12 protein-coding genes are annotated in these 19,458 nt (G+C 42.7%); 7 read left to right on the top strand and 5 right to left on the bottom strand.

Going from position 1 to position 19,458, the window contains the following annotated elements:
* Positions 1–127 precede the first annotated feature (127 nt).
* From IMPJCBKJ_RS17410 to IMPJCBKJ_RS17400, 3 genes are all read left to right on the top strand, one after another.
* Complete coding sequence (locus IMPJCBKJ_RS17410) at positions 128–712, top strand: beta-phosphoglucomutase family hydrolase (protein ID WP_166341261.1); 585 nt, start codon at positions 128–130, stop codon at positions 710–712.
* Positions 713–783: 71 nt separating this feature from the next.
* Positions 784–1,995, top strand: a complete 1,212-nt coding sequence (locus tag IMPJCBKJ_RS17405) for an aldose epimerase family protein (RefSeq protein ID WP_063700834.1) — start codon at positions 784–786, stop codon at positions 1,993–1,995.
* Positions 1,996–2,007: 12 nt separating this feature from the next.
* Positions 2,008–3,957 carry a family 43 glycosylhydrolase gene (locus IMPJCBKJ_RS17400; protein WP_346774172.1) on the top strand — a complete coding sequence of 650 codons (1,950 nt, stop codon included), beginning with the start codon at positions 2,008–2,010 and terminating at the stop codon, positions 3,955–3,957.
* A gap of 258 nt (positions 3,958–4,215) precedes the next feature.
* Here the strand turns inward: IMPJCBKJ_RS17400 and IMPJCBKJ_RS17395 are convergent, their stop codons facing one another.
* The 4 genes from IMPJCBKJ_RS17395 to IMPJCBKJ_RS17380 form a co-directional block, all read right to left on the bottom strand.
* Positions 4,216–4,650, bottom strand: a complete 435-nt coding sequence (locus tag IMPJCBKJ_RS17395; RefSeq protein ID WP_082389222.1) for a DUF4019 domain-containing protein — start codon at positions 4,648–4,650, stop codon at positions 4,216–4,218.
* A 406-nt stretch (positions 4,651–5,056) separates the two neighbouring features.
* Complete coding sequence (locus tag IMPJCBKJ_RS17390) at positions 5,057–5,554, bottom strand: hypothetical protein (RefSeq protein ID WP_346774171.1); 498 nt, start codon at positions 5,552–5,554, stop codon at positions 5,057–5,059.
* Positions 5,555–5,606: 52 nt separating this feature from the next.
* Positions 5,607–9,026, bottom strand: coding sequence for a LamG-like jellyroll fold domain-containing protein (locus tag IMPJCBKJ_RS17385; RefSeq protein WP_166341259.1), 3,420 nt, complete (start codon positions 9,024–9,026; stop codon positions 5,607–5,609).
* A 353-nt stretch (positions 9,027–9,379) separates the two neighbouring features.
* Positions 9,380–10,342 carry a glycoside hydrolase family 43 protein gene (locus tag IMPJCBKJ_RS17380; RefSeq protein WP_138599117.1) on the bottom strand — a complete coding sequence of 321 codons (963 nt, stop codon included), beginning with the start codon at positions 10,340–10,342 and terminating at the stop codon, positions 9,380–9,382.
* Between the two features lie 598 nt (positions 10,343–10,940).
* Here IMPJCBKJ_RS17380 and IMPJCBKJ_RS17375 point away from each other — a divergent pair.
* The 4 genes from IMPJCBKJ_RS17375 to IMPJCBKJ_RS17360 all read left to right on the top strand — a co-directional run bounded on the left by IMPJCBKJ_RS17375 (position 10,941) and on the right by IMPJCBKJ_RS17360 (position 18,244).
* Positions 10,941–13,757 (top strand): TonB-dependent receptor, encoded by a 2,817-nt coding sequence (locus IMPJCBKJ_RS17375; RefSeq protein WP_166341257.1) that lies wholly within the window; start codon positions 10,941–10,943, stop codon positions 13,755–13,757.
* A 272-nt stretch (positions 13,758–14,029) separates the two neighbouring features.
* Entirely contained in the window at positions 14,030–15,367 is a 1,338-nt protein-coding gene (locus IMPJCBKJ_RS17370; protein WP_054552279.1) for an MFS transporter, read from the top strand.
* 77 nt (positions 15,368–15,444) lie between these two features.
* A complete protein-coding gene (locus tag IMPJCBKJ_RS17365; protein ID WP_054552280.1) occupies positions 15,445–17,889 on the top strand; it encodes a glycoside hydrolase family 127 protein in 2,445 nt (814 codons plus the stop codon).
* Between the two features lie 10 nt (positions 17,890–17,899).
* A complete protein-coding gene (locus IMPJCBKJ_RS17360) occupies positions 17,900–18,244 on the top strand; it encodes an FKBP-type peptidyl-prolyl cis-trans isomerase (protein ID WP_166341255.1) in 345 nt (114 codons plus the stop codon).
* Positions 18,245–18,408: 164 nt separating this feature from the next.
* On the opposite strand, the gene IMPJCBKJ_RS17355 is transcribed toward IMPJCBKJ_RS17360, so the two are convergent.
* On the bottom strand, positions 18,409–19,383 hold the full coding sequence (locus IMPJCBKJ_RS17355) for an arabinan endo-1,5-alpha-L-arabinosidase (protein ID WP_233999108.1): 975 nt from the start codon (positions 19,381–19,383) through the stop codon (positions 18,409–18,411).
* Positions 19,384–19,458: the final 75 nt, after the last annotated feature.

Here is a 19,458-nt window from a genome sequence, read left to right as displayed (position 1 = left end):
CTCTATGTACTAGAACGTGCTGTGTGTGAGCACGTTCACCCCAAATTTTGTTGTCGATTAAGCCAGTGATGAGCCACGCTCTTCGCTGGCTTATGCTATTGTGAAGCGAAACATTTTAGGAGTAGATATGATCGATTTAAGCGCCTACCAAGGCATTATTTTTGATATGGATGGCACCTTAATTGACTCAATGGGCAGTCACTTACAGGCATGGCAAAAAGCTTGCGAAGCCTATGGCTATCCATTCGATTACGACTACATGTATAGCTTAGGTGGCATTCCGACCGTTAAAACAATTGAAATGCTTAACGAAAAATTTGGTTTAGATCATGACCCCTTGGTTGTGGCAAAAGATAAACACCAGTTTTGGATTGATTTACAACATCATCCACTAGTGATTGACGAAACCGTCGCAGTACTTGAAAAGTACCATGGTGTATTGCCAATGGGCGTGGGCACGGGGGCTGATCGCGAACATGCAATTGATCATCTAACAGATACGAATTTAATTAATAAAATTGGTGCCTTAGTGACTGCCAGTGATGTTAGTAAAGGTAAGCCGAACCCAGAAACATTCTTAAAAGTGGCAGCGCTTTTAGGTGTTGAACCAAGTCAATGTGTGGTGTTTGAAGACACGCAAATTGGCTACCAAGCCGCCAAAAGTGCGGGGATGGATTGCATCATGGTGAAAGACGGCAAAATCCAACTTTAGCGATTAAATTTGCAATGACACCTGCATTTGTATTATAAAACTATAAATACAATTACAAAAAGGTTATTCATATGTCATTGCAATGTGTTTTCCAAGGTTTAAAAACAACTCATCAAACAGCCAGTTCGAACACGAAAAAGTCGCGCGGGCTTTATGCATTGTTGGTGACATGTGGGATTGCCCTTACACCAGCGTGTGCTCATCAAGGAGACAATATGACGACTTCCCCTTCAGCATCAATGACGGCCTATGGCGTACTTGCTGATCAGACCCCAGTTAATCAAGTAACGTTGACTAACAGCAATGGTATTAGCGTTGATGTAATTAACTACGGCGGCATTATCACGCGTATTGAAACGCCAGATGCAAAAGGCGAAATGGGTAATATTGTACTGGGTTTAGATAACCTAGAAGCATACACAAAGGCGACAACTTACTACGGTGCAATCATCGGTCGTTTTGGTAACCGTATCGCAAACGGTAAATTTACGTTAAATGGCACTGAATACCAATTAGCAACCAACGACGGTGACAACCACTTACATGGTGGTGTGCAAGGCTTTGATAAGAAAGTATGGAACATGACACCATTCACGACGCAAAACAGCGCAGGTGTTACCTTAAGTTTAGTGAGCCCTGATGGTGACCAAGGTTACCCGGGTGAAGTGACGACAGAAGTGACTTACACGCTAACGAATAACAACACGTTAGATATGCAGTTTATTGCTACGACAAGCAAGCCTACCATCATCAATATGACGCAACACAGCTACTTTAACCTAGCGGGTAAAGGCGACATTCTTGATCACCAAATGCAAATTAACGCAAAAGCAATTACGCCTGTGGATGGCGGCTTGATCCCAACGGGTGAGTTGATGGATGTGGCTGGCACACCGTTTGACTTCCGTACTGCTAAAGCAATTGGTCAAGATATCAAAGCAAGCAACGAACAACTGAAACTTGGTAAAGGTTATGATCATAACTTTGTGCTTAAAGACACGCCAAGCAATGAGCTTGTAGAAGCTGCGACGGTTTACGAAGCAAACTCAGGCCGTACGTTAACAGTTTACACAGAAGAGCCTGCAGTACAGTTTTATTCAGGTAACTTCTTAGATGGTAGTACTCAGCAAGCGTCTGGCTTAGTGCATAATTTCAGAAGTGGTTTTTGTTTAGAGCCACAGCATTTCCCTGATGCACCTAATCAGCCAACGTTCCCAAGTACAACATTACTGCCAGGTGACGTGTATTCAACACGCATCGTGTACGAATTTGGTACAAAATAAAGGAACACAAACGTGAAAACAACAAAGCTTAAAAACGCAATGCAAAAGGCTGGTTTAGCTAGCCTATTTGCCTTGTCGTTTAGCGCTCTGACGGGCTGTCAGACTACAGCTGAAGACAACACAGCTAAAAAAACTGACGTGGCAGCCACAGAAAAAGCGCCAATCCAAGATAATGGTATTTTTACCAATCCACTTTTTCCTAATGGCGCCGATCCATGGCTTGAGTATTGGGATGGTAACTATTACCTAACCACAACAACATGGACATCTGAGTTAGTGATGCGTAAATCACCAACACTAGCAGGCCTTGCTGATGCAACACCTGTCAATGTTTGGTCTGATTCAAACCCTGAGCGCTGTTGTAACTTTTGGGCGTTTGAGTTCCACCGCCTAAAAGGACCAAACGGCTACCGTTGGTACATGATGTATACAGCTGGTACTGATGGCACTTTAGATAACCAACACTTAAACGTATTAGAAAGTGCCGGTGATGACCCTATGGGTCCATATGAATACAAGGGCGCATTAATGCCTAACGTATGGAACATCGACGGAAACTACTTAACATACAAAGACAAGCTATATGTGATCTACTCACAATGGCAGGGTGATCAGCAATTAAACATTATTGCTGAAATGGAAGATCCGTGGACACTGAAAGAGAACTCACCGCATACGGTGATTACCCGCCCTGAGCTAGATTGGGAAATCAGTGGTCGTAAAGTAACTGAAGGTGCTGAAATTTTACAGCACAATGGTCGTACGTTTATGACGTACTCAGCAAGCTTCTGTAATACCCCAGATTACAAACTAGGTATGCTTGAGCTTGTTGGTGACGATCCGCTTAAAGCGAGCAGCTGGAAAAAATACGACAAGCCAGTATTTGAGCGTACAGAAGAAGTGTTTGGCCCAGGTCACAACGGCTTTTTCACATCGCCAGACGGTACAGAAGACTGGTTAGTTTATCACGGTAATGATTCGGTAGAGCACGGTTGTAGTGCGACTCGTTCATTACGTGCGCAAAAATTTACTTGGAACGACGATGGCACGCCAAGCTTTGGTAAACCATTAACACCAGGCGTTGAAGTAGCTCCGCCATCAGGTGAATACGGTCCACTGGTAACGCGAGTACAAGGTCAGCGCTATCAATTAGTGAATGCAACAAGTGGCTTATGTTTAGACATCGCAGCTGATCCACAAGATGCACGTGCTGTGCAACGTCAGTGTGCAAGCACCAATGGTCAATGGGTTATTGATGCAACAACAGATGGTTTTGTTCGTTTAGCTAACCGTGAAGACAGCAAGTTCTTAGAGCTTGAAAGCTGTAATGACGCAGATAACGCTAAAGTACAATCTGCAGCATGGCGTAATAACTTCTGCCAGCAATGGAAAGTAGCACCAAGTACAGATGGTAATGTCTCTATTACCAACCGTTACACAGGCAAGCCATTAGCGGTTGCTGGTTGTTCTGCCGCACAAAACCAAGCGGTTTTACAGCAAAGCGACGCAACAGCGTGTGGCGACTGGCAATTACGCCCTATGGGCAGTGTTGTCGTATTAAGCCAACAAAGTGGTAAAGCACTTAGTGTGGCTGGTACGGTTAAAGCGGGTACCAATGTTGAGCAACAAGCTTACACGCATAAAGATGCACAGCAATGGTTCTTCACACCAACAGATACAGGCTATGTAAGCCTTAAACAAAGCGCTGACAGCGATTTCTGTGCTGCGGTGGCTGATAACGCCTTAGTACCCGGTGCCAACGTAGAGATGGCTTCTTGTGCGGCGAAAACAGCACAGTGGCGCATTGCTCCAGTAGAAGGTGGTGGTGTGATGCTTATCAACCGCTACACAAAACAAGCGCTTGGCTTAAGTAACTGTGGTTTAGCTGAAAACACTAACTTCGCACAACAACCTGATTTAGGTAATAAGTGCCAAGTGTTCCATTTGCGTGAACCAAATTAAGTTATAAGTAAAAAATCGACTCAACCAAAGCCACTTCATTTATGAGTGGCTTTTTTGTGGCTGTCAGCCTTCAGCTGTCAGTTTTTAGCTGAGCGGTGGGGTATGTTGGTGATATGTTTGTCTGCTCGTAGGGTATTGCTTTCATGACGTGCCAAGCAAGCGTGACGCCTACCATATTACTCGCCCTACTCATTCTTCGGGTAGGTTGGTTTGAGCGAAGCGAAACCCAACATAATCCATCTCAACCTTTACAAACTCCTAATTAATAAAATAACCTAAAGGTTGCCACTGGCCATTATTTTTACTCAAACTGATTGTTTCCATGGCACTGTCTTGATTAATGAATTCGGTTTTAAATTTAATAACTAAATACTCGCCATCAGGTAATCCCGAAAGTGATGAATACTCTGAAGTGGAAAAGTAAGTTCTAGACATCACTCTACCAAGAGGAACTCGCGCGTAATCTAATGCTTTAAGCCATTTTGTTTGTGGAGTCTTTGCTTTAAATTGTGGATCAGTTTGTTCCCAGCTTTTTATATATTCAGCATTGTCCACTAAAGTTAACCATGATCTTGCGGTAAGAATTGGGTTTGTTTCATCGGCTGTGGCAAAAAAGCACATCCAAAGACATGTCATTAATAAAAACCTTTGTAGCGTAAATCCATTTACAGAAAGTAATAAAATTTGACGCATAACACGCCCTCACTTCGTTGATAGGGGGAGTCCATAGTACGATTGAGTTGGCTAATTTCTATACTAATAAAGTATTGCTCAGCGGGGTTTTGATAAGGTTAAGCTTTGATTTAATTCTAGGAGAGCTTTAATTTCGAACTTATTAGAAGGTTAAATCTTTTGTTTTCTTAATGTTATGGCTTTGATTTTAAAGTTAAATGTTTAACTTTTCTCTATTGTGGTAGTGTGCCTGGATGACAGATGAGATAACTGATTTTAGCCGCAAAGGAAGTTTCGTATTTCCGCACTCGATATTTCAGAGCCCGCATATTCACTGGGTTTTGACTCACTTTTGGGTGTTATATGAGGAGTGAGCAAGGGGAAAGTTGCAAGAGCAAATCTTGAGACTTAAAGCTCAAAGCCTTCATCAAACTAACACACTCATTAGCACTCCGGGATCGCTAATACCAGCTTCTTTTAGCGCATCGCTAATTGATTGGCTAAGAGACATTATTTGCGTTTGGATTTCCATAACCATCTTGGTCTGTGTTTCAACTTGCACTTTTACAGTTTCATCTTCTTGGTTTTTGAGTGCTTGCAGTTTGGCTAATTGCTCTTTGGCAAGTTCGAGTTGTTCTTTGAGCTTTTCAAGTTGTTCAACCATTTTGCGAATATGTGCGGGGAGTTCGCTAGATATTTCTTCTTTTTGAGCGGGCTCTACTTCACGACCAGAGAGCTTATTCATTGCTTGGTTGCTGAGTTTGTAGCCTACTTTTGAGTTGGTATTACTGCTTGCTGTATCTGCGTTTGAGTTAGTTAACGCACTTGCTAATGAGTTAATAGCCATAATGAGAGCGATGAAAGTGAATGATATGTATGTATCGGCAAAAGGTACTAAAGCTTTAGAAAAAAGCCGGGTTTTCACCCGGCCTTTCCAGACAACAAATAGTTGAGGTGAGGCAGCTCACCTCACTTTGTTACTCTTGTGCAGCAGCTGCATCAAAGAGTGCTTTTATTTCTTCAGCGCTAATCGCACCGTTGAAAATTTTCAGTTCATCGATAGCACCGTGGTATGGCGTATCCCAGTAGTTAACACCTAGAGCAAACTCATTTGTTTCACCAGGAACCGTGAATACACGTGGGAAGCCATCGGTTTCTAGCTGTAGTTCACCATTAACATACATCTTCAGTACATCACCGTTCGTACCATCAACAGTGAATGCAACATGTGTCCATTCTTTTGCTGGAATACGGCTATCTAGTTCTGCATTATCGAAGAAGGCACCGTTATTTGCCCATAAACGCGTTAGCGCTGAGCCTGCCATCGATGGTACATAACTTAACCATGCGTTTGCACTTGCGCCGGCAAAGAACGCTGTTGTGTAATCTGTGAAGCTTTCTGGTTTAAGCCACATAGATACAGAGTAGTCATTAGTCGTGATTAGGTTATCCGGTAAACGAACACCTGAACCTTCTAGGAATATTGCTTGACCAATTACACCGTCAACATAGCTTACGCTACCGCCTGTATTATTGATGAAACCACCCGTTGATTTACCCGCTGCATACGCACCGTTTAATGCACTTAGGTCACCTTCGAAGCTGTATTCAGCAGGTGCAAGTGATTTTAAGGTTACATCGAATGACTTAGTATCCGTAAAGTCTTTGTACTTAATGGTTGCAGTTAATGTTACAACTTGGTCGCCAGCAGATGCGCTAGGTTGTGTAACAACAGCTGTGCCATTAACCGGTTTTAAGTACTCTTCGTTGTTTGACGTCCAGCTAATACCAGATACAAATGGACCTACTCGTGGTAATTCAAAGCTATCACGTACTGCAGAAACATCACCTAAATCAAGCGCATCAGTAATGAAGCTCTCGAATTTAGTTGGATCTGTCAGGTTATTGATAGCCGCACCATTAATATCTAGGCCGTTTAGCGCGTAGTCATAGACGATAAACTCATCAATTTGACCTTGGAAAGGTAAGTCCCAACCGTAGTTCACACCCAGCGCAAAGTTACCTGTTTGTGTGCTAAAAAAATCAGGGCGAGGCATAGTACCAGAAAGGACACCATCACGATAAAGTGTTGCTGTGCCATTAGCATAAGTGATGGCAATATGATTCCAATCCATTACCGCTGGTGAGTCAGAGATGATTTGGTTCCACATATCTGTGCCATCATCAGCTAAATAGCGGCTCCAAAGCATTGGTGTTGTTGTAAAGTGTGTACTACCTGGGATCAAGCTCATCCAACGTGCATCAGACGTTGATGCGAAGAATGTAGGCGTGAAGTTAGTCAGTACTGTTGGCTTAAACCAGTACGAAATAGTGTACTCATCACCTGTTACTAACTCATCAGGTAAACGTACGCCCGTTGCACCGTCAAAGTTAAATGCTTTACCTGTTTTACCTTCTGCGTATGCAGCTGTACCAGCACCCACATTTAATAGGTTGTTATCTGTTACACCCGCATCATCAAGGTTTCCTAAACCATCACTGAGTGAATCTTCAAATGCATAGTGTGCAATCGCATTTTTAAATTCTGGGCGCGCTTCTAGGTTTACATTAAATGTTTTGGTTGTGCTCTCGCCGTTTAAAGAGATATTAGCCGTTAAAGTAACCGCTTTATCACCGCGATCTGGGGTTGGAATGAATACTGAGCCTTCACTGGTGATGTAGTATTCATCACTACTTTCCCAGTTAATTGCAGCACCGTCTTTACCTTTGGTTGGTAATGAGTAGCCTTCGTCAGCGATTGATAATTCAGTTTTGATATCAAGTGCTTCTTGAACAGTGCCCAGAACGTTTGCTGTATCTGTGATTTCATCTCGTTTACTTGCCCAAATGGTAGCGCCTTCGCTTGATGTAGCTGATACAGTAACAGCCATTGCTTTAGTTGCATCATCCCATTGCCATTTAGCCACGCCAAAGTAAGTACCTGAATCTAACTCAAGTTTAATATTTGAGTCATCAATCATGTACCAGATGCCTGGATCATCACCGGTTACTGAGTGATCTTCGTTTAAAGCAATATGCATTGAACGAATAGCATCTGTATTTACATCGTTACCATGGTTGATAAATTTGTAATAACCATAAAGTTCATCCGCCACAACCATGTTGTCGCCTTCAAGCGGCACATAGCGCTGCGGTGAAGCCATAGGCCAACCTAATGAGTTTATAAACATTTCATGTACGCGAACTTGGTGCGCTTCTGAAATGGTTGGGAACTCAGTCGATGTTTGCGGGAAGCGCGTATGCGTAACTAAGATATGACGACCTGTCGCTTCATCGTAGTAAGCTGAGTTATGACCTGGTGATTGGTAGCCCCATGCTGGTGCTGTTTCGCCAAGTTCTTGCGTGTACTCAAAGCCGCCCATTAGTTTTTCACCAACTTCTAAGCCGCCCAATGTTGAAATATCGTTGCCTGCGTTATCTAGGTAAGGACCATCTGGTGTTTTAGAACGAGCAACACGAATGTTGTAACCATCATTTAGCGCAAAACCAGCTACTGAGTAGAATAAGTAGTAGTATTCACTTTCTGGGCTGTACATAACAAATGCACCTTCCATTGCACGGAAGTCGCCGCCTACTAGCTTTTTACCATAGCCTTGGCCAGCTTCTGGCATACCCGTTTCTTCGTCCATTGCTAGCACGAAAATACCGCCAGAGTATGAACCGTAAACCATCCAAAGTTTGCCGTCAGCATCATAGAATGCCGCTGGATCGATTGCGTTAGGATCAACGGCACCATTCCATGTTGTTTGGCCGTTATCAAGTGGGTAAGCTGTAAATTCAGCTTCTGAGCGATAACCACTGCGTAAGAAAATACCTTTGTTTTTATATGGGCCTTCAATATTGTCAGCTTCAGCTAAACCAAGGTAAGAGCGGTTCCAGCATACTTCATCAACCACATCTGCGGTATCTGGGTTGTCTTGTGCACAATGGTTATAGTAGAACCAAAATTTACCATTTGGTGCTTTGATTACATCGGCAGCCCAGTTTCCTGTGAAGCCGTCTGTCCACTCAATACCTTCGGCAATTTCACCTGTGTAGTTGTAATCGAATAATGGGCTTTCATTAACGGCTGCGTTAGCTGAAAGGCTCGAAATCATTTCCCAGTTCAAGAGATCAGTTGATTTAGCGGCAGCAAGGTGTGAACCAAAAATATAATAAGTGTCGTCAACTTTAACGACAGAAGGATCGTGCACGCTTACATTGGTAACCATTACGCTACCTGATTCAGTGTATTCAACACTGCTGCTTACTGTCGGTTTTGCACTTTGCGGGTCGGCAACCGCTGGTGCTGTGTCAAGCTTAGTACCATCTTCTTTGCCACAACCTGTAACAGCCAAAGAGCAGGCTATGACCATGGCTAATTTATTTAATTTCATTTTATGTGTCCTCTTGAAACTGGGATTCATTTTTTATTCGATTGTTGTCAATAAAATTGCCGCGTGCCTATATCAAACTAATAAGAACGTAGTATTGTAATTTTATAGTATGATTTAAAATGTGCAAATACTTTTGCAAAGGTAATTGGTATGTAAACATGAAGTATCAGTGTTTACAATATGTACAGTGTGATTTTAATTTTCTCAAGTTGTCATTTTTGGCGTTTTTTTCGGTATTTTTGCGCTATTAGGGAAGTTTTTTACTTATCTGAAAGAGAGGATTTTCCGTTAAATTTGTTTATTTGTATTACATTTGAACATTGAAAAGGGCTCTTAAAGAGCCCTTTTTGATATTACTTGTCTTGTTTACTTAGACCTTCAGTGGTCATGATAATACGTTTAAGTGTGCCATCTTCGTTGTAGTAAAGTGGCTCAATCGCCACTGAGCGACGAAAACGCCCGCCACTTGGTTTGCCATCAATCGGTGGTACAGCACCAGTATGGTAAATAAAGTAGTCTTTACCTTTGTACTCGATGATTGATTGGTGGTTGGTTTCGCTGTTACCTGCGATTTCATTCAAAATACCTTTATATTCCCACGGCCCATGAATGCTTTTACTCATGGCATAACAGATCTTCTCAGGGAACTCACATGCGTACGATACATAGTAGTTGTCGTTTTTCTTATGAACCCATAACGCTTCGGTAAAGTTTGGTAAATCTAGCGTTTTAATTTCACCATCAAGAGACAGTAAGTCGTCGCTTAGCTTTACGTATTTTGGCATTAGGTTACCAAAGAACATGTAAGTATCGCCGTTTTCTTCTGTATAAATAGCAGGGTCGATGTCGTCCCAATCATTTGGCGTATGCTTGGTCATGTCATCGGTAACCAATGCATGGCCAATCGCGTCTTTAAATGGACCTGTTGGTGATTTAGACGTCGCAACACCAATTGCAAAACCTGGTTTTGTGTCGTTGTGACGAACGGTTGTAAAGAAATAAAAAGTGCCATCACGCTCAATCATGTGTGAAGCCCATGCTTCGCCCTTAGCCCATTTAAAGTCGGTTGCTTTCATGATTGGGCCGTGTTTTTTCCAGTTCACCATGTCTGTTGATGAAAAGACTAACCAGTCGTGCATTTCAAAAAACACATCATTATTAGGTGCTTCATCATGACCTGTATAAAGGTATACGGTGTCATTGTGAACAAGTGCTGCTGGATCTGCAGTAAATACATCGGTGAATAATGGGTTTTGTGCAACGGCTAAGCTGCTCGAAAAAAGCAATGGCAGCGCTAACGCTTTCAATTTCTTCATGAGTGTCCTCTGTTACTAATAATTGTTGTTCGAACTGCAGCTTTTGTACTTAGAGCTCGCTCTGAATGACCAGATAATACACAGTGTATGCCTGATTATACTGAGTAACTGATTGTTTACATCGAAACAAACCAGTAAAAGTGCAGCAAAAAATAACTCTATATTGTATTATTGTATTTTTATCATAGTAGCACCAAAAAACGCCAGGTAAATAACTTGTTAGCCCTTTTTTGTTGCTCTGGATGAACAAAAGACAAATAAAACAAGCAAACAAATAAACGCTAAGTGACTGATAATAATGGGTCTACATAAATTCCCAAGATAAAAACGCAGCCCTTTTTTAGTTTGTAACGTGTTATAATTACAACGTTTTTTGTAAACACTATGGCACTAATTTTAATTTGGCTTTTTGAGTTGACTGTTAAATAATCATACAATATGATTAAAGTTCAGGCAGCAATGTATTAACATAATAAATGTAGACACACTCGCGCACCGTTTTGACAACACACGATGCACAATGCAGTGGTCACTCTTCGGTAACTGAATGGGGAAAGTTCAGCGGACCGATATAACTATAATTTGGAGAACACCGCTTATGTTTAAAAGAACACACATAGCCAGTGCTGTAGTTATGGCATTTACCTGTCAATTTGCTTTTGCACAGGAGGAAGCACCAAACACTCCTGAGAATAACGTCGATGAGATGGAAGTTATTCAAGTATCAGGTATTCGCGGCAGTTTAAACAAAGCGCTAGATGAAAAACGTGCAAGCGTTCAAATCGTGGATGCAATTGTTGCTGAAGATATTGGTAAATTCCCTGATAACAACGTAGTTGAAGCACTACAACGTGTGACAGGTGTACAAACAACAGGCCGTGGTGCTGGTGAAGTAAGTGCGGTTTCAATCCGTGGTCTTACTGATGTTAATACCACAGTGAATGGCCGTGCTATCTTTACAGGTGCGGGTCGTGATGTGGCGCTGCAAGACATACCTGCAAGTTTACTTTCGGGTGTAACAGTTTATAAAACCCGTTCGGCGGATCAAATTGAACGTGGTATCGCAGGTGCGATCGATATCAAAACCCACCGTCCTTTCAACTTCGAAGGTGAAAAAGTTGTTTTAGCGGCACGTGCGATTTACTCAGATCAACCAGATGAAGTTGATCCAAATATCAGTGCGTTACTTTCTAACCGTTGGGAAATCGACGGCGCTGGTGAGTTTGGCGCACTTTTCAATATTTCTTATGCTGAAACACATTACCGCGATGACACCATCACAGCAGGTGCAGCGTTCCCATTCTTTACTGATAAACCACAGTACAACTACTCACCGTACTCACGTGTACCAAATGAATTTTGGACTCAAGGTACTGAGTTAGGTCTACCGACTGCGGCAGGTTCTACTTTAGACGTAAATGGTGAGCCAACTGAATACTTACTTGCACGTGATGCTATTTTTGGTACTTCATTCACTGGTCTTCGTAAGCGTCCAGCTGCGTCTGTCTCTTTACAGTGGGCACCTAATGAAACACTCGAAATCACAGCTGAAGGTTTCTACACAGGTTACGAAAACGAATCGCAAAACGCGATGTGGTTCTCAAATACATTCGAAAACGGTAACGGCTTCATCGAAACACCAACGGTGTTTGATGGCACTAACGTAGTTAAAGAAAAGCAAGCGATTGGTGCTGGCGGTTTCCAAAGTGGTGACTTTTCATATGGTAAAACAGATAGCTACTTATATGCATTAGGTGCCGAGTGGCAAGCAAGCGATTACCTAACCATCAACACAGAAGTTGTTTACCAAGACAGTGAGTACGAAACAGATTTCTTCGCAATGCGTTTTGACCGCACTGCATATGGCTTAGATGTAGACTTTAACGATAAAGACGGCGTACCAGGTATTGCGTTTTGGGATGATCCAAACACAGGGGTAAACGAAGCAGATATGGCTGCTATCGAAAACTGGAATGCAGGTACTGTTTATGACAATGGCGGCGGTAACGCGGGTGACGCATTAACTTTCACATTTGATGCTGAATACCTAATTGGTGGTACTTATTTTGATAAAGTGAAGTTCGGCGGTCGTTACGAAAAGCGAACTGCGCAAGAGTACACGCGTGGTCAAGAGGCTGGTATTGCTAACACCTCTGTGGCTAGCTTAATTGAACAGCTAGCAGCGGCGGGTGCATCTGGCGATGGTACAGGCATTGTGTTCCAAGTTGATGACTATTTCGATGGCCGTGCTGATGTATTCAATAGCTTTGTAACTGCTGACGGTGGCTACATGCTAGATAACGGCGATGCTGTCCGTAGCGTATATGGCCTTGAAGCTGAAGACGTATACAAAACATTTGATATCGAAGAAAACTCGTACGCGCTATATGCAACAACTAACTTTTTCTTAACGGAAGATATCAGCGGTGAGTTTGGTTTACGTTATGTAAGCTATGAGCAAGACATGGACTTTGTTGCTGAGTCTGGCGGTATGAACTCAAATGTATTTGAAGAAAGCTCAGCAAGTGCTGATAGCAGCGCATTACTACCAAGCTTAGTACTAAACTGGAACATCACTGATGATGTAGTGGGCCGTGTCGCGTACACAGAAACACTACGTATGCCTAACTTTGCTGACTTAAACGCGTTGCAATACTGGTATGATCCTTTAACAGAAGGTGCTACCTACGGTACAGGTAATGGTGGTAACCCAGATCTTAAACCAACAGAATCAAAGAACTATGATGTATCACTTGAATGGTACTTCGCAGATACAAGCTCACTTTACGCAGCTTACTTTTACCGTGAAATTGAAGGCTTAGTTGTTGCGGGTCGTAAGCAAGTTGTGCGCGAAGGCGATGATGGCGTAACACGCCCATATGTATTAAGTGCACCAGTGAATGCTTCAAACGGTGAACTGTCTGGTTTAGAAGTTGGTTTAGTTTACTTCCCAGAAAACTTACCAGAGTACTTAAATGGTTTTGGTGTGCAAGCAAGCTACACGATGCTTGACTCAGAGCAAGATACACCTGAATTCAATGAGCTAGGTGAAATCTCTGGGTATGTTGATTCGCAAATGGCCGGTGTTTCTGATGAATCGTACAGCATCGTAGGTATCTACGAGCGTGATTCATTCGACATGCGTTTATCTTATGTATGGCGTTCTGAGTTCTACACAGGTAACGAAGCGGCAATCTTTGCTAACCCGATTCAATTCTGGAATCGCCCTGAGCAAAGCTTAGATTTCCAATTTAGCTACAATGTGAATGATGACTTTGTCGTAACCTTTGATGCAACGAACATCCTAGATGACGTATATCAAAGCTACTACGGTGAAGGTAACGACAACCTATTTAACTTTGGTAACGGTATCTACTCACGTACATTCGCACTAGGCGCACGTTACTCTTTCTAAATTTCTTTTATAGACCTAAAAACCCCGGCTTTGCTGGGGTTTTTTATTGGTTTTTATAAACCAAACCATCGGTCGAAAAGAGTTGCGATTTAATAAGTATGATAATACTATTAATTAGATTAGCATTAAATTTACAAAAATAACGAACGCAATGGCCAAGCTGTGTAATATCTAAGGCTGTAAATTTATTTGATACGCAGTGTTGAAAACTTTTTAGCATTGCTTGAAATAGTGAGCGGCGGCTCATTATTGACCAATTAGGGTGTTGTTGTATGGAATCTCAAAAGTTATCCGTTGTAGAAAAGGTCGGCTTTGGTGCCGGCGACATGGCAGTAAATGTCATGGTTGCAGCGTTATTCTATTTTATGTCTTTCTTTTACACCGATATCTACGGGCTTGATCCGGTTGATATGGGTGTGTTGTTTTTAGTGGCGCGTTTTGTTGATGCCTTTACCGACCCTTTAATGGGGGTGATCACCGATAAAGTGAAAACCCGTTGGGGTCAGTTCCGTCACTGGTTCTTATTTTTATCTGTGCCATATGGTTTGTCGGTCGTACTGTTATTTACCACGCCTGATTTCGACTACAACATGAAGTTAGCTTGGGCTTATGCCACATACTTGTTTGCGACCTTGATGTTTACCGGTGTTGCTATCCCTTATATCTCTTACATTGGTGTATTAACTGCCGATCCTAAAGAGCGTTTGTCAGCTAATGGCTACCGTATGTTCTTCGCTAAGATTGCCAATGTGGTGATCGTATTTTCAGTACCGCTGCTTGCCTCATATTGGGGAGATGGCAGCTTGTCGTATGGTTATAAACTGGCAATGGCATTAGTATCGGCTTGTGCCGTAGCACTATTTTTGTTTTGCTTTTTTACTACTCGCGAACGTATTACCCATGAGCCACAAACCGAAGGTGTACTTACACAATTAAAAGTACTTATTAAAAACGACCAATGGTTACTCCTGTGTGCAGCATGTGTGCTTGGTACGCTTGGCTATGCGATTCGTGGCAGTGTTGCTATGTATTACGCAACCTATTACTTAGGTGTACCAGATTTAGCGGGTGCCTTTACCAGTGCGGGTATTGCAGCATCTATTGTCTCTATGGTGGCAAGTACGTGGATCACCCAGCGTTACTGTAAAATGAAGCTATTCCGTCAATCACAAATCGCCGTGCTATTCATCTCATTGCTAATGTATTTTGTGGTGCAACCGGGTGATGTAATGATGGCGTTTGTGCTTTATATCATCTTGTCATTTGTTGTTGATTTACATGCACCAGTGTTCTGGTCTGCCATTGCTGAAGCTGTAGATTACGGTGAAATTAAAGACGGCGTTCGTGCATCGGGCCTATCATTTGGTGGTATTTCATTCTGCCAAAAAGCAGGGGGTGGCTTAGCTGGCTTAGCAGGTGGTTTATTACTGGCATTCTTTGAGTACAAGCCTAACGTTGAGCAAACTGAATTTACCCTTATGGGCTTAGCACTGATGCTAACTATCATTCCGGGTGTATTCCACGCCTTACTTGGTTTGATTTTGAAAAAATACAAAATTACCGATGAGTACTATACGGATATGGTTATTCATAAACGCCTACCAAAATAACCATCCTTTAAACGCACACACTAAATAAGTGTGTGCGCTTTGCTCTTTAAAATAACAATTCGCTGGGAGACAACAGTATGAACACATTCAAGGTTAGCTATTTAGCAAGCGTTTGCGCTGCAATTTTAACTGTGACCGGTTGCAGTGAGCAGCCTACAGACAGTAAACAAACTGCTGCTGTGGAGCATGCTGAACATACCAGCGAACAACATTTATTTGCCCTAAACCAAGTAAGTTTAAACGCCAGCCCGTTTTTACATGCGCAGCAAACGAATGTGCGTTATTTATTAGCACTTCATCCAGATCAGCTGCTTGCTCCTTATCTGCGTGAAGCTGGCCTTAAGCCAAAAGCGCCTAACTATGGCAACTGGGAAAGCACAGGCCTTGATGGGCATATTGGCGGTCATTATCTTTCAGCCTTGAGCCTTGCATGGGCAGCCACAGGTGACGAAGAATTAAAGCAGCGTTTAGATTATATGCTAAGCGAGTTGGATCGCGCCCAGCAAGTCACTGGTGGTTACTTAGGCGGAATCCCAAATGGCGATGAAATGTGGCAGCAGATTGAAAAGGGTGAAATCAAAGCCGATTTATTCAGCTTAAATGACCGCTGGGTACCGCTTTATAACATAGATAAAATCTTCCATGGCTTGCGTGATGCATACGATGTAGCCGGTAGTGATAAAGCCAAACAAATGCTATTTAAGTTAGGTGAATGGTTCTTAGCGACCACTGCTAAGCTAACTGATGAACAAGTTCAACAAATGTTGTATTCAGAGCATGGTGGCTTAAATGATGTGTTTGCTGATATGTACTTTATTAGTGACGATGAGCGTTACTTAAAACTAGCGCGTCAGTTCTCTCATAACATCATTATTGAACCCTTATTACACAAAGAAGATAAGTTAACGGGCCTGCATGCCAATACGCAAATTCCAAAAATTATTGGTATGTTGAAGGTCGCAAATGCCAGCGATGATAAAGCATGGCAGCAAGGTGCTGACTTTTTCTGGAAAATAGTCAGCCAAGAGCGCTCAGTATCAATTGGCGGTAACTCGGTACGTGAGCATTTTCATGATAAAAGTGACTTTACGCCGATGGTTGAAGATGTTGAAGGCCCAGAAACCTGCAACACTTACAACATGATGAAACTGAGTAAGTTATTGTTCTTAAAAACCGGTGATACGCGCTATTTAGACTATTATGAGCGCGCCACATATAACCATATTTTATCGTCACAACACCCAGAGCATGGTGGTCTTGTTTACTTTACCTCAATGCGCCCTGGGCATTACCGCATGTATTCGTCAGTGCAAGATTCAATGTGGTGTTGTGTAGGCTCAGGTATTGAGAATCACAGCAAATATGGTGAGCTGATTTATAGCAATACCGGTAAAGAGCTATGGGTGAACTTGTTTATTCCAAGCACGTTAAATTGGCAACAGCAGGGTTTGCAGATCACGCAAGACAGCCAATTCCCAGATGATAACAAGGTCTCACTGACCGTGAATCGTTTGTCTGAGGGGCAAAGCACTGAGTCGGTAATTCATATTCGTAAACCGTCTTGGCAGCAAGGTGAGCTGAGCTTTACTTTAAATGGACAAGCTGTAAGCGCAACCGAAAAAGATGGTTACTACAGTATCAGCCATGCTTGGCAAAGCGGTGACAAGCTTGCTTTTGAACTTAGTCCTAAGCTTTATACTGAGCAGCTACCTGATGGTCAGCATTATTACTCTGTGATGTATGGGCCTGTTGTAATGGCCACTAAAGTACAAGCATTTGCAAATGAGCAGCTTAACTTTGTTGCTGACAATAGCCGCATGGGCCACATTGCCGCAGGGCCGACTTGTCCGCCAGAAGCTCTGCCAATCATGCTGAGTGAGCCAGAAAAGTTTATTGCCGATCTCACTCGTAAACCGGGCCAAGAGCTCGCATTTATCGCCGATAAAAATGTGGCGATTGCCAAGCAAGGTATCGATAACACAAAGAGCACAGAGCTAATTCCGTTCTTCCGCTTACACGATAGTCGCTATCAAGTGTATTGGCCGCAGCAAAGCGAAGCTGAGTTCACGCAATTTGTTGCCGATGCAAAAGCGGCTGAGCAAGCGAAAGAACAGCTTCGTTTATTAACCGTTGATCAAATTACACCGGGTGAGCAACAACCTGAAGTCGAACACGACTTTAAAGGTGAGGGAACCCGCGCAGGTGTTAATAATGGTCATCATTGGCGCGATGCGACAGGTTGGTTTGAGTATCAGCTTAGTAACCCAGAACAAAAAGCGGTTGCTTTGCGTATTCGCTATTTTATTGGCGATGTGAACCGTCATTTCTCAATTAATTTAAATGGTGAGCAATTAGCTGGAGTTAGTTTGCCTGTAGGTAAACCAACGGATGAGTTCTACACCATTGATTACCCATTAACAGAAGCAATGAAAAAGTCGAAAACGCTTACTTTACGTTTTGCTGCCGACAAAGACTCTGTTGCCGGTGGTATCTATGGTATTCGTTTAATCAACGCACAATAAAGAGTTGGCTATGTTAAGCAACAATGTGTTTGCGACGGCTAAAGAGCATGTTTTACCGTCGCTTTTAGATAACAGCGCTGAGCAACACAGTTTTTACCAAACACCCACAGGGCTTGGTTATCGAGTGATTGAGCAAGGTCAGGGGGATAAACCTAGTTGGGATGCTACTGTGACTGTGCATCAACGCGTTACCCTTACAAATGGTCGGGTGTTATTTGATACTCGCAAGCAAGGCGCTGCTGTAGAGTACGAAATTGCAGAGGCGATAGTGGGCTTGCAAGAAGCATTGCAATTAATGAATAAAGGCAGTCGCTTTGAAGTGCTAATACCTGCGCATCTGGCGCGTGATGTGTAGAGCGTATTTATTGAAGAAAAACATCAACAAGGCTGCCATAGCCCCATGCTTGTTGATATTACCTTGGTTGATTTTAGTTGATAACACCTACTTTCAACCTCAAACGAGGTCATTAAAGCAAATAAAAAACCTGCAATTTTGCAGGTTTTTTGTGTGTTGAATAATTACTTCTTAAGCTTGGTTTTGAGCTTATTTAGGTCGGCTGGGTTAACAACCGGCCAATCATTTTTCCAGCTCATGGGTAAAATACGTAGCTTTTGCACGCCGTTATCGGCTGTTTCGTAGGCGTGTAATACTAAATAGTCTTTGCCATCAAAGGTGTACGCAGCATTATGACCAAGGGCTGCCCAATCTTTATTACCTTCAATAACTAAACTGCCACCGCCATCAACCATAGAGCGACCTTGTTGATCTAAATATGGGCCTTCGATGTTTTTACTGCGGCCTACGCGTACGTTGTAAGTACTCTCTACGCCACGGCAGCATTTATCAAACGAAACAAACAGGTAGTAATAGCCATTCTTTTTAAAGATATAAGGTGCTTCAATTGGGCCATGTTCCGTGTTTGGGCGACTCGCAATGTGATGCCATTTTTCAGGTTTTGCTAAGCGCACCATGTCATCATCAAGTTGTACTAGTTTAAGGCCGCCCCAGAACGAACCAAAGCTCATCCACGGTGTACCATTGTCATCTTCGATAATGGCAGGGTCGATAGCGTTCCAATCGTCACGCTCAGGCACAGATTCAACCACAATGCCGTAATCAATCCACTTGTAATCAGGTGATGATGGGTCAAGGGTTTCGTTAACCGTTACACCAATTGCTGAGGTGTTTTTGCCAAATGCAGAGACTGAGTAATAAAGATAAAACTTACCGTTTTTCTCGTACACATCGGGTGCCCATAAGTGGCCATCAAAACTTGGTGAAATACGCTTTGCCCAACTTGGCTCATCTTTAAAAACGCGGCCGGTAAGTTTCCAGTTGGTTAAATCTTTCGATTCATAATAGGTAATGCCTGGGCCTGTGCTAAATACATAGTACGTGTCGCCCTCTTTGGTCATTACCGGGTCGTGAACTTCAACTTGCTTTGCAGATACGGCTGCGGCAGAAAAAAGTAGCCCTGTTGAAAGCCACTTCATTGCGTGTGTCACCTTACTTACGGGTCTCATGCTTGAATACCTTTTGTTGTTTTAACTCTTGTGTTCATTCAGCTA

It is taken from the genome of Pseudoalteromonas sp. MB47 (genome assembly GCF_011319765.1).
GTDB lineage: Bacteria > Pseudomonadota > Gammaproteobacteria > Enterobacterales > Alteromonadaceae > Pseudoalteromonas > Pseudoalteromonas simplex.
The sequence above is the reverse complement of the archived record's forward strand: the minus strand, read 5'-3'. Positions and strand labels throughout refer to the sequence as shown.